This is a genomic window from Yersinia proxima (assembly GCF_902170785.1).
Lineage (GTDB): Bacteria > Pseudomonadota > Gammaproteobacteria > Enterobacterales > Enterobacteriaceae > Yersinia > Yersinia proxima.
On the sequence record NZ_CABHYG010000016.1, the window covers coordinates 61,523 to 74,293 of the forward strand.

The following is a 12,771-nucleotide window of genomic DNA, read 5'->3' on the forward strand; positions in this document are numbered from 1 at the left end:
CTCACCGTCAGGCTTTAGCCGATTATTTACTCTGAATCTCAAACAGCTGGCTTTGACCGGCAACCACCGATCCACCCGCCAACACCGAGATACCGGCATAGTCATCAATATTACTGACAACAACCGGGCTAATCATTGAGCGCGCATTAGCGTTCAGGTAGGCCAAGTCCAGCTCAAGCACCGGTTGACCAGCAACCACAGTGGCACCTTCTTCAACCAGACGTGCAAAGCCCTGGCCGTTCAGTTTCACCGTATCAATCCCGATATGAACCACAATTTCAGCACCGGTTTCAGTTTCCAGGCAGAAAGCATGGTCAGTGTTGAAGATTTTTACGATGGTGCCGTTTGCCGGAGCAACTACCGTTTTATCCGTTGGACGGATGGCAATCCCCTCACCGACAGCTTTGCTGGCAAAGGCTTCATCAGGAACCTCTTCCAAAGCAACCACATCGCCGGTAATTGGAGAAACCAATACCAAAGAGGCGGATTTCGCGGTGTTAATGACAGCCTGAGGCTTGGTCGCAGCAGAAGCTGTCGTGCCGCTTGCTGCAGGAACCGGGCCACCGGCCAACACGTTACGCATTGCCGAAGCAATCAGTTCCGCACGAGTACCGACGATGACTTGCACACTTTGTTTGTTCAGACGAATAACACCAGAAGCGCCTAAGCGTTTGGCAATACCGTCATTCACCAAGGCAGAATCTTTAACGTTCAAACGCAGACGGGTGATACATGCATCAATCCCTGTCAGGTTGTCTGAGCCGCCGATGGCTCCAATGTAACGACGCGCCAGACCATTAATTTCGCTTTCGTTAACTTCTGGAGTTTTATCAACATTGACGTCATAACCATCTTCTTCACTACCTTCAACTGCCAGTTCACGACCTGGAGTCAGCAAGTTGAATTTCTTGATGGTGAAACGGAATACCACGTAGTAAATCGCGAAGAACACCAGGCCTTGTGGGATCAACATGTACCAGTGTGTCGCCAGCGGGTTGCGGGAAGACAGCACCATATCCACCAGACCGGCACTGAAACCAAAGCCTGCAATCCAATGCATACTGGCTGCAATGAACACAGAAATCCCGGTCAGCACTGCGTGGATAAAGTACAACACAGGGGCAACGAACATGAAGGAGAATTCAAGTGGTTCAGTGATACCGGTGAAGAAGGCTGCAAATGCCCCCGCCAACATGATACCGGCCACTTTTGCTCTGTTTTCCGGACGCGCACAGTGATAAATCGCCAGCGCAGCACCAGGTAAACCAAACATCATGATTGGGAAGAAACCTGCCTGATAACGGCCGGTGATACCGACAACAGCTTTACCGCTATCGATAGACTGTTGGCCACCCAGGAAGTTAGGGATATCGTTAATGCCGGCAACGTCAAACCAGAACACTGAGTTCAAGGCGTGATGCAGGCCGACGGGGATCAGTAAGCGGTTGAAGAAGGCATAAATACCTGCACCTACAGACCCCATATCTTTGATGTATTCGCCGAAAGTCACCAATGCGTTATAAATCAGTGGCCAAACGTACATCAGAATGAAGGCAACTACGATCATCAGGAAAGACGTCAGAATCGGAACCAGACGACGACCACTGAAGAAGGAAAGTGCTTTTGGCAATTCAACGCCGCTGAAGCGGTTGTACAACTCAGCTGAGATGATACCTACCAGAATACCCACAAACTGGTTGTTGATTTTGCCGAAGGCAGCTGGAACCTGATCAACCGGAATCTTTTGAATCATCGAAACCGCGGCTGGCGAGCACAGCGTCGTCAACACCAGGAAGCCGACAAAGCCGGTCAGTGCAGCAGCACCGTCTTTATCTTTTGACATACCATAAGCCACACCAATGGCGAACAGCACGGACATATTATCGATGATGGCGGCACCGGACTTGATAAACAATGCCGCTAGCGCATTATCACCACCCCAGCTGACTGGGTCTATCCAGTAGCCCACACCCATCAATATCGCGGCTGCAGGCAGTGTGGCCACTGGGACCATCAAAGCCCGACCCACTTTTTGCAAGTAACTAAGAATATTCACCTTTCCCCCTATTCGTCCGATATCGGACCCTTTAAGTAGTTTATTTATTTGATTCACTACCTTTTAGAAAAACGCATGGCACATCTTTTATTTATTCACGACACACTTATTCACGGCACGCTATTTATTCACGATACAAATGACTCATTCCGGAGTGTAAAAAATTTATTTCGTAACGCAAATTAAAACCCCCTATTTTGTGATAAATGTCACCAAAAACCAGTCAAAAAGCACCAATAGACTAGCCATGACACAAAACTTATTTTATCATTCGAAAAATGAACAAAGCATTGTACCAACGCATGAGTCAAAATCTGAGTTACGCTTAGCTGAATGATTCAATCCGCGTAGAGTATAGCCACTATTAGCAATCAAAGAGGTGCAAGATGAGACTTATCCCACTGAAAAACACCACAGAAGTTGGTAAATGGGCCGCACGTTATATCGTTAACCGCATCAATGCATTTAAACCGACCGCTGATCGCCCATTTGTTCTGGGGCTGCCAACTGGCGGCACACCGATGGAAGCGTATAAGCACTTGGTTGCGCTGTATAAAGCCGGTGAAGTGAGTTTCAAAAATGTGGTCACTTTCAACATGGATGAATATGTTGGGCTGCCGCAAGAGCACCCGGAAAGCTACTACACCTTCATGCACAGCAACTTCTTTGATCATGTGGATATCCCTGCTGAAAACATCAATCTTCTAAATGGTAATGCGCCTGATATCGATGAAGAATGCCGCCGTTACGAAGAAAAGATTAAGTCTTATGGCAAAATTCACCTGTTCATGGGTGGTGTAGGCGTTGACGGCCACATTGCCTTTAATGAACCGGCGTCCTCTTTAGCTTCTCGTACTCGCATCAAAACGCTGACCGAAGAAACTCGTGAAGCAAACTCACGCTTCTTTGGTGGTGATGCAAACCTCGTGCCGAAATATGCACTTACTGTAGGTGTGGGCACTCTGTTGGATGCTGAAGAAGTGATGATTCTGGTGACTGGCCGTGGCAAAGCACAAGCCTTGCAAGCTGCAGTTGAAGGCAGCATCAACCACATGTGGACCATCAGTTGCCTGCAACTGCATGCGAAAGCCATCATGGTGTGCGATGAACCTTCGACTATGGAATTGAAGGTTAAAACTGTAAAATATTTCAGCGAATTAGAAGCTGAAAACATCAAGAATCTGTAACAGTTATTAGGGGGTTAAGATGTACGCTTTAACTCACGGCCGTATTTATACCAGCCATGAAGTACTGGATAATCACGCTGTTGTCGTGGCTAACGGATTGATCGAACGTATCTGTCCTGCCGATGAACTTCCGGCTGGCATTGAGGTACGCGACTTGGGTGGCGCCATCCTGGCCCCCGGTTTTATTGATGTTCAGCTTAATGGCTGCGGTGGTGTGCAATTCAATGATTCGCTTGAAGCCATCTCCGAAAAGACGCTAGAAATTATGCAGCGCGCGAATGAAAAGTCAGGCTGCACCAGTTTCCTGCCGACACTCATTACTTGCAGTGATGAATATATGAAGCACGGCATTGATGTCATGCGTTCATATCTGCAAAAAAACCAGCATCAGGCTTTGGGTCTGCATCTGGAAGGGCCTTATATCAGCCCACAGAAGAAAGGGACTCATAATCCAGCGTTTATTCGTAAACCTAGCGCTGAAATGATTGATTATCTGTGCGCCAATGCCGATGTGATCACTAAAGTGACCTTGGCACCTGAAATGGTTGATGCCAAATATATTCGTCAACTGACAGAAGCCGGTATTTTAGTTTCCTCCGGCCATTCAAATGCGACGTATCAGCAAGCTCGTCAAGGTTTTGCCGCCGGTATCCGCTTTGCAACGCACCTATATAATGCAATGCCTTACATTTCCGGGCGCGAACCGGGCCTGATTGGGGCGATTTTTGATACGCCAGAAGTGTACACCGGTGTCATTGCCGATGGTTTGCATGTGGATTGGGCCAACATTCGCAACGCTAAGCGATTGAAAGGTGAGAAATTAGTACTGGTAACTGATGCAACTGCACCAGCAGGTGCTGAAATTGATCAATTTATTTTTGCTGGTAAAACAATATACTATCGCGATGGTTTATGTGTGGATGAAAACGGCACATTAAGCGGTTCAGCACTGACCATGATAGAAGCGGTCCAAAATAGTGTTGAACATGTGGGCATCGCGCTGGACGAAGCATTGCGTATGGCCACACTTTATGCGGCCCGAGCGATTGGCGTGGATAAGCAGTTAGGGAGTATTGAAGCCGGCAAAGTGGCCAACCTGACTGCCTTTACCCGCGATTATAAAATCACTAAAACCATCGTTAATGGTAACGAGGTTTTAAAATAAGCGAGTAATTTTATTGATGAGCACCGGCGGACAGTCACAAATTGGTAATGTGGATCTTGTGAAACAACTCAATGGTGCCGTGGTATATCGGCTCATTGACCAGCAAGGCCCGATTTCGCGTATTCAAATTGCCGATCTCAGCCAGCTAGCTCCCGCCAGTGTCACCAAGATTACCCGTCAACTGTTGGAGCGCGGGCTGATCAAAGAAGTCGATCAGCAAGCCTCCACCGGTGGTCGCCGCGCGATTTCTATCGTGACAGAAAACCGTCAGTTCCATACCATCGCTGTCCGCCTGGGCCGCCATGACGCCACTATTACGCTGTTTGATATGAGCGGTAAGTCGCTAGGTGAAGAGCACTATTCCCTACCAGAGCGCACGCAAGAAACTCTCGAACATGCATTATTTAATACCATCAGTCAGTTTATCGAAATTTATCAGCGCAAATTACGTGAACTGATCGCTATCGCCGTCATCCTCCCTGGCCTGGTTGAGCCTAGCAAAGGTATCGTGCGCTATATGCCACATATCAGTGTTAGCAATTGGCCATTAGTCGAAAATCTGCAAAATCGTTTCAATGTCACCAGCTTTGTCGGCCACGATATCCGCAGTCTGGCACTGGCCGAGCACTATTTTGGTGCAACCCGCGACTGCGAAGACTCTATTTTGGTTCGTCTGCATCGTGGTACAGGTGCCGGTATCATTGTTAACAGCCAAATATTTCTTGGCAGCAATGGTAACGTAGGTGAAATCGGTCATATCCAGATTGATCCATTGGGCGAGCGCTGCTATTGCGGTAATTTTGGTTGCCTGGAAACTGTTGCATCGAATGCAGCAATTGAAAACCGCGTACGCCACCTGCTCGCGCAGGGATATCCAAGTAAATTAACATTGGATGATTGCCACATTAGTGCCATCTGCAAAGCCGCTAACAAAGGTGATTTGCTGGCAACTGAGGTGATTGAACATGTAGGCCGCTACTTGGGTAAAGCCATTTCTATCGCCATCAACTTGTTCAACCCGCAAAAAGTGGTGATTGCCGGTGAAATCATTGAAGCTGACAAAATCCTGCTCCCCGCGATTCAAGGTTGTATTAATACGCAAGTGTTAAAAAACTTCCGTCAAAATCTACCGGTGGTCACCTCACAGCTTGATCATCAATCAGCTATTGGGGCTTTTGCACTGGCAAAACGTGCCATGTTAAACGGTGTATTACTGCAACGCCTGTTGGAAAACTAATTCTTTATGTGCCCAATAAGTTGATATAACTCAATGAGCTGGGCAATTGATGGTAACCAACAACCCTGTATCTTGAAAGATGTCGGGTATAAGATAGCGGCAGGGTCAGTTTCGTCATCGACCATGTTATAGTGACTCGTTGCTACGGCTAAAAGAGTAATTTAAACAATGACAATTAAAAGCGTTATTTGCGATATCGATGGTGTGTTGTTGCATGACAATCATCCCGTCCCCGGTGCCGATGCTTTTCTGGCCCGAATTCAAGAAGCCGGAATGCCGCTGGTTATTTTGACCAACTATCCGTCACAAACCGCTCAGGATCTGGCTAACCGCTTCCATTCAGCCGGACTGGAAGTGCCGGAAAGTGCTTTTTATACCTCGGCGATGGCGACAGCCGACTTTCTGCGCCGCCAGGATGGTAAAAAAGCCTATGTCGTGGGTGAAGGTGCATTGGTTCACGAATTGTATAAAGCGGGCTTTACTATTACCGATATAAATCCTGATTTTGTGATTGTGGGTGAAACCCGCTCATATAACTGGGACATGATGCATAAAGCAGCTTATTTCGTCGCCAATGGTGCACGTTTTATTGCCACTAATCCCGATAGCCACGGCCACGGCTTTGCACCTGCCTGTGGAGCATTGTGTGCGCCTATTGAGAAAATCTCTGGCCGCAAACCATTTTATGTCGGTAAACCTAGCCCGTGGATTATCCGCGCTGCACTCAATAAAATGCAGGCGCATTCGGAAAGTACCGTCATTGTCGGTGATAATCTGCGTACCGATATTTTGGCCGGTTTCCAGGCGGGTCTCGAGACTATTTTGGTTCTTTCCGGCGTATCGACATTAACAGATATTGAAGCGATGCCATTCCGCCCAAGCTACGTTTACCCATCTGTTGCAGAAATTGACATCATCTAGTTTCTCGTTGGCGGTTCCGGCCGCCATACACCTTTTAGTGATACTCCCTTATCGTGCAACGCCCTTTTTTAGTGCGGCGCACCAAAGTTTCTTGCTAATTCTCCCCATTTTGGCGCATTTTCGTTATGTGTGCTCACCGCCATGCCAGCTATAGCGACAAATCTATCGCGCTCTAAATTGGCGTGTTTTTTGCATTACTTTCTACAAATTATTCGGATGAATGCATCGTCATGGGGCACAGCTTGCATCAATCAAAAGCAAGTGCACGAAAAACAGTTCCAGCGATGAACGACTCAAACTCAACATCATCACCGCCAAAGCAGAGAAGTTAGGGAGATTACTATGTGTTCTATTTTCGGGGTCCTCGACCTTAAAACTGACCCCATTGAGTTACGCAAAAAAGCGCTGGAAATGTCACGTCTAATGCGCCACCGCGGCCCAGACTGGTCAGGTGTATGGGCAAATGATAAAGCCATACTCGCCCATGAACGCTTATCTATTGTTGACGTCAATACTGGTGCACAGCCCCTGTTTAACGCGGCGCACACACATATTCTGGCGGTCAATGGTGAAATATATAATCATCAGGCATTACGCCAGCAATACGGCGACCGTTATGAATTCCAGACCGGCTCTGACTGTGAAGTCATTCTGGCGCTGTATCAAGAGAAAGGGCCTGAATTCCTTGACGATCTGCAAGGTATGTTCGCTTTCGTCCTATACGATACGGAAAAAGACGCTTACCTGATTGGGCGTGACCATCTGGGTATTATCCCGCTGTACATGGGCCACGACGAACACGGTAATATGTTTGTGGCTTCAGAAATGAAAGCCTTGGTTCCGGTTTGCCGTACCATCAAAGAATTTCCGGCCGGAAGCTATCTGTGGAGTCAGGATGGCGAAATCCGCGAGTATTATCATCGCGACTGGTTTGATTTCGATAATGTCAAAAACAATGTCACCGATAAAGTTGAACTGGCAAATGCGTTAGAAGATGCAGTTAAAAGCCATTTGATGTCCGACGTTCCTTACGGCGTGCTGCTCTCCGGCGGTCTGGATTCCTCGGTTATTTCGGCTATCACCAAAAAATTTGCCGCTCGTCGTGTAGAAGATGATGAACGCAGTGAAGCCTGGTGGCCACAACTGCACTCCTTCGCTGTCGGTTTGGTGGGTTCACCTGATTTGCGCGCCGCGCAAGAGGTCGCCAACCATTTAGGTACTGTGCATCATGAAATTCACTTCACCGTGCAGGAAGGTCTGGATGCCATCCGTGATGTGATTTATCACATTGAAACTTATGATGTCACCACTATCCGCGCCTCAACACCAATGTACTTGATGTCACGTAAAATCAAGGCGATGGGTATCAAAATGGTGCTATCTGGTGAAGGTTCTGACGAAGTATTTGGCGGTTACCTCTATTTCCACAAAGCGCCAAATGCCAAAGAATTGCATGAAGAAACCGTGCGCAAACTGTTAGCCCTGCATATGTATGACTGCGCTCGTGCCAACAAAGCGATGTCTGCCTGGGGTGTGGAAGCGCGAGTACCCTTCCTGGATAAAAACTTCCTTGATGTGGCGATGCGAATTAACCCGCAGGATAAAATGTGCGGCAACGGTAAAATGGAAAAACATGTCCTGCGTGAATGTTTTGAATCCTACCTGCCACATAGCGTCGCATGGCGTCAGAAAGAACAATTCTCCGATGGTGTGGGTTACAGCTGGATTGATACATTAAAAGAGAAAGCTGCCGAGCAAGTCACTGATCAACAGATGGAAACTGCGCACTTCCGTTTCCCATACAACACGCCGTCCTCCAAAGAGGGCTACTTGTATCGAGAAATTTTTGAAGAGCTATTCCCACTGCCAAGTGCAGCGGAATGCGTGCCTGGAGGCCCTTCAGTGGCCTGTTCATCAGCTAAAGCTATTGAATGGGATGAATCATTCAAAAGCATGGATGACCCTTCTGGTCGCGCTGTAGGTGTGCATCAGGATGCTTACAAATAACTGAACGTGATAGCTGAGGGTAAGTCCACCCTAACTGCATCAGCTATTCAGCTCTCAAGGCCGCCCTCGGGTGGCCTTGTTTTTTGTTGGCAAATTCAACAATTAATCATCATAAGTGCTGCTTTAATCACCAGACTGTTCACAAGCCAAACAAACGAACCCTTTCAGCGCTTTTTTGGGAAAAAACTAGTTGACGCAAATCGGCCATATACGCATAATGCGCCCCGCAACGCCGATGAAGGTTGTGCAGAAAAAAGATGGCTACGTAGCTCAGCTGGTTAGAGCACAGCACTCATAATGCTGGGGTCACAGGTTCGATTCCCGTCGTAGCCACCATCTTTTTTCATGTATGCGGGAGTGGCGAAATTGGTAGACGCACTAGATTTAGGTTCTAGCGCCGCAAGGTGTGCGAGTTCAAGTCTCGCCTCCCGCACCATTTTCATCGGTTGTCACAGTAGATGGGATATCGCCAAGCGGTAAGGCACCAGGTTTTGATCCTGGCATTCCCAGGTTCGAATCCTGGTATCCCAGCCATTTTTCTGAAATGGTTTGTTGTTAAACAAGAAGACTGTTAAACATAAAAACTGTTAGACACCAGTTGTGCTAAGTCAGTAAAAAGAATTGTATTTCAGTTGGGATATCGCCAAGCGGTAAGGCACCAGGTTTTGATCCTGGCATTCCCAGGTTCGAATCCTGGTATCCCAGCCATACAATTTCTCAAGGTTAAAGATTTTAAGATGGCTACGTAGCTCAGCTGGTTAGAGCACAGCACTCATAATGCTGGGGTCACAGGTTCGATTCCCGTCGTAGCCACCATCTTTTGGGGTATCGCCAAGCGGTAAGGCACTGGATTCTGATTCCAGCATTCCGAGGTTCGAATCCTCGTACCCCAGCCAAATTTAGAAAAGCTCGCTTCAGCGGGCTTTTTGCTTTTCTGCATTTTGTTTTTTTTTGCTGTGATGTGATTTTTTCGCTGCAATAAAATTTGAATTTTGCTTTTCAACAAAAGAACAAGAAACGTGCCCCGTCGCCAAGAAACAACTATTTCTGGCGACGAGTGATAAAATACCTACAGCCCTAATGCATACTTCAATGCATGTTCCTTGAGTTTACCCGCACGTTGGGCCGCCATCAGCGCCAAATTACGCACAAATTTTACCGCAGGTAAGTCATTACTGAATGCGGTGTAAAACACATCCATTCCACTTTGCATAATCAAATTATCAGTACGGCGGCGGCGCTGATAACGCTGCAATACCTGCTCGCTATGCCAGGATTCTGCCTGTTCACGCGCCTGGTTTAACACCTCCAGTAACGCATCGACATCCCGATAACCCAGATTAACCCCCTGCCCCGCCAATGGATTGATGGTATGCGCCGCATCGCCCAGTAATACCAACCCCGGCTGCACATATTGCTGCGCATGGCGGCGAACCAAAGGGAAAGAACCTGCAGCAATGGCGTTGACAGTTCCCAAGCGAGATGGGAAAGCCGCAGCAACCTCTTGATTCAATTGTGCCAGCGGCAATGCCTGAAGTTGACGGATACGTTGAGGGCTGTCGTACCAAACCAATGATGCCCAGTTATCAAACAATGGCAGGAACGCTCTTGGGCCAGAAGGGAAAAACTGCTGCCAGGTGGTGTCTTGCTGAGCAGTGTCGGTCTCGACAGTAATTAACATACAGGACTGGCGATATTGCCAACCGCTGGTGCCAATCCCAGCTAAACGGCGTACCAGAGAATTAGCTCCATCCGCACCCACTACTAAATGGCTCTGTATCTCTCGCTGTGCATCTAACGTGATTTTCCAATAGTCATCTACTCTAACCATTGTTTGCAGCCGTGACGGGCACAGTAACGTCAAATTAGGGCATGTTGCCATCTGTTGCCATAGCGCCAACTGTAAAACCCGGTTCTCGACCATAAAGCCCAGTTCAGGCAATGACAGCGACGCCGCATCAAAAACAACTTGAGAACCCGGCTGTTCCCATGTTTCCAATCGACGATAAGGTGCATAGCGCATCTGTTGCACTTGCGGCCAGGCTCCGAGCTGTTTCAGCAAGGATACCGAGGTGCATCCAATCGCGGAAACCCGTAAGTCCGGCACACTTTCAGCCTCAAACGGCTGCGGAGCCTCATGTTCCAGTAATGCCACTGACCAGCCAGTTTGTGCCAGCCCAAGCGCGGCAGCGGCACCTACCATGCCTCCGCCCACGACCACAACATCATAATTTGGTTGCGATTTATCCATTTTGGCCATTCTTAGAAGTTAAAATAACACCTGTATTTTGTCGGCAGACAGTGTACCGGATTTTTCATTACTCCACAGGATAAGTAAGCCGTTATGCGGTGGTCATCGCAACGGCAAATGACTACAATAGCCCTATAACTACGGAGCCTTTGTGCTACCCACTATTCGATGACGGAACACTGCATAGAGCATTGCGTCACGCGATGTGACTTTTATGATGAATTTTTTGGCGGTAGATAGGCTATGACTAAAAAACTACACATCAAAACCTGGGGCTGCCAGATGAATGAATACGATTCATCTAAAATGGCTGATTTGCTGGCCAGCACCCACGGCTACCAATTGACAGAGATCCCCGAAGAGGCAGATTTACTGTTACTCAATACCTGCTCAATCCGCGAAAAAGCACAGGAAAAAGTATTCAGCCTGCTTGGGCACTGGAAACTGCTGAAAGAGAAAAATCCAGAGCTCATTATTGGTGTGGGGGGGTGTGTGGCATCTCAGGAAGGTGAGCATCTGCGCCAACGTGCTCCTTGTGTCGATGTCATTTTCGGTCCGCAAACCCTGCATCGTTTGCCGGAAATGATTAATCACGTGCAAGGCACACACAGCCCTGTGGTGGATATCAGTTTCCCAGAAATTGAAAAATTTGACCGCCTGCCGGAACCTCGCGCTGAAGGGCCGACAGCATTTGTCTCCATTATGGAAGGTTGCAATAAATACTGCACATTCTGTGTCGTACCTTATACCCGTGGCGAGGAAGTTAGCCGGCCAAGTGACGATATCTTGTTTGAAATCGCACAGTTAGCCGCTCAAGGTGTGCGAGAAGTAAATCTGCTAGGGCAGAATGTCAATGCATATCGTGGTGCCACTTATGATGGTGATATCTGTAGTTTTGCCGAACTATTGCGGCTAGTTGCCGCCATTGATGGTATCGATCGAGTGCGCTTTACCACCAGCCATCCTATTGAGTTTACTGATGATATTATTGACGTTTATCGGGATACTCCCGAACTGGTGAGTTTCCTGCATTTGCCGGTGCAAAGTGGCTCTGATCGTATTTTAACCATGATGAAGCGGGCGCATACCGCGCTGGAATACAAAGCTATCATCCGTAAACTGCGTCAGGCTCGACCTGATATCCAAATCAGCTCTGACTTTATTATCGGTTTCCCCGGTGAAACTCAGCAAGATTTTGAGCAAACCATGAAACTGGTGGCAGATGTCGGTTTTGATACCAGTTACAGCTTTATTTACTCGCCACGCCCCGGCACACCGGCGGCAGACCTGCCAGACGATGTGTCCGAAGAAGAGAAAAAGCAGCGGTTACACATCTTGCAAGAGCGCATTACTCAACAAGCTATGGAAATCAGCCGAAAAATGGTGGGTACTGTGCAACGCATTCTGGTGGAAGGCACATCTCGTAAGAATGTGATGGAATTGGCGGGGCGCACTGAAAATAATCGGGTCGTGAACTTTGAAGGCACACCTGAAATGATCGGTAAATTCGTCGATGTTGAAATCGTTAATGTTTATGCCAGTTCACTCCGCGGCATTGTGCTGCGCACCGAAGATCAGATGGATCTGCGTATTCATGAATCGCCGCAATCAGTGATTGCCCGCACCCGCAAAGAAAATGAGTTAGGCGTCGGCCTGTATCAACCCTGATTGCAATTTTGCGAGCCAGTCCGCACCAGCAGGCGCTGCATTGTCAGTGCCTGTTTTATTTTAGCGGGGCGTTATGCAAATTCGTTTTTTTAAGTTGCACCATCTGCTGGCCGCTATTTCAATAGAGGCCGAAGGCACGGATTCATAAGCCGCACACTTGCGTCCACACGGTGCACCATGAATAATTCACAAATGACATGTATGATTGACGTTATATCGGGCAACCAATACTAATGAATGATATTCCCCATAACGGGAAATTGCAGTCAGGCTTCAAAC

The 12,771-nt window shown here is 47.9% G+C and carries 8 protein-coding genes and 6 tRNA genes; 12 read left to right on the top strand and 2 right to left on the bottom strand.

The annotated features are described in order from the left end of the window. Positions 1 to 22 precede the first annotated feature (22 nt). On the bottom strand, positions 23 to 2,056 hold the full coding sequence (nagE, locus tag FTB31_RS14025) for an N-acetylglucosamine-specific PTS transporter subunit IIBC (RefSeq protein WP_227731492.1): 2,034 nt from the start codon (positions 2,054 to 2,056) through the stop codon (positions 23 to 25). A gap of 386 nt (positions 2,057 to 2,442) precedes the next feature. On the opposite strand from nagE, the gene nagB reads away from it, so the two are divergent. The 11 genes from nagB to FTB31_RS14080 all read left to right on the top strand — a co-directional run bounded on the left by nagB (position 2,443) and on the right by FTB31_RS14080 (position 9,469). Next, positions 2,443 to 3,243 carry a glucosamine-6-phosphate deaminase gene (nagB, locus tag FTB31_RS14030; protein WP_005163359.1) on the top strand — a complete coding sequence of 267 codons (801 nt, stop codon included), beginning with the start codon at positions 2,443 to 2,445 and terminating at the stop codon, positions 3,241 to 3,243. Positions 3,244 to 3,262: 19 nt separating this feature from the next. Further along, entirely contained in the window at positions 3,263 to 4,408 is a 1,146-nt protein-coding gene (nagA, locus tag FTB31_RS14035; protein ID WP_005167945.1) for an N-acetylglucosamine-6-phosphate deacetylase, read from the top strand. A gap of 16 nt (positions 4,409 to 4,424) precedes the next feature. After that, positions 4,425 to 5,645 carry a DNA-binding transcriptional regulator NagC gene (gene nagC, locus FTB31_RS14040; RefSeq protein ID WP_050077744.1) on the top strand — a complete coding sequence of 407 codons (1,221 nt, stop codon included), beginning with the start codon at positions 4,425 to 4,427 and terminating at the stop codon, positions 5,643 to 5,645. Positions 5,646 to 5,813: 168 nt separating this feature from the next. After that, positions 5,814 to 6,566 carry an HAD-IIA family hydrolase gene (locus FTB31_RS14045; RefSeq protein WP_050077743.1) on the top strand — a complete coding sequence of 251 codons (753 nt, stop codon included), beginning with the start codon at positions 5,814 to 5,816 and terminating at the stop codon, positions 6,564 to 6,566. A 342-nt stretch (positions 6,567 to 6,908) separates the two neighbouring features. Continuing rightward, on the top strand, positions 6,909 to 8,573 hold the full coding sequence (gene asnB, locus FTB31_RS14050) for an asparagine synthase B (protein ID WP_050077741.1): 1,665 nt from the start codon (positions 6,909 to 6,911) through the stop codon (positions 8,571 to 8,573). A 259-nt stretch (positions 8,574 to 8,832) separates the two neighbouring features. Next, positions 8,833 to 8,909 (top strand) — tRNA-Met (locus FTB31_RS14055). A gap of 15 nt (positions 8,910 to 8,924) precedes the next feature. After that, positions 8,925 to 9,009: transfer RNA gene (locus FTB31_RS14060), tRNA-Leu, on the top strand. A gap of 23 nt (positions 9,010 to 9,032) precedes the next feature. After that, positions 9,033 to 9,107 (top strand) — tRNA-Gln (locus FTB31_RS14065). Positions 9,108 to 9,206: 99 nt separating this feature from the next. Then, positions 9,207 to 9,281, top strand: a tRNA-Gln gene (locus tag FTB31_RS14070). Positions 9,282 to 9,312: 31 nt separating this feature from the next. Continuing rightward, positions 9,313 to 9,389 (top strand) — tRNA-Met (locus FTB31_RS14075). A 5-nt stretch (positions 9,390 to 9,394) separates the two neighbouring features. Further along, a tRNA-Gln gene (locus FTB31_RS14080) sits at positions 9,395 to 9,469 on the top strand. Between the two features lie 173 nt (positions 9,470 to 9,642). Here FTB31_RS14080 and ubiF read toward each other — a convergent pair. Further along, on the bottom strand, positions 9,643 to 10,824 hold the full coding sequence (gene ubiF / locus FTB31_RS14085; RefSeq protein WP_227720325.1) for a 3-demethoxyubiquinol 3-hydroxylase: 1,182 nt from the start codon (positions 10,822 to 10,824) through the stop codon (positions 9,643 to 9,645). Positions 10,825 to 11,067: 243 nt separating this feature from the next. Between ubiF and miaB the strand changes: the two genes are divergently transcribed. Beyond that, positions 11,068 to 12,492 carry a tRNA (N6-isopentenyl adenosine(37)-C2)-methylthiotransferase MiaB gene (gene miaB / locus FTB31_RS14090; protein ID WP_077174358.1) on the top strand — a complete coding sequence of 475 codons (1,425 nt, stop codon included), beginning with the start codon at positions 11,068 to 11,070 and terminating at the stop codon, positions 12,490 to 12,492. Positions 12,493 to 12,771 lie beyond the last annotated feature (279 nt).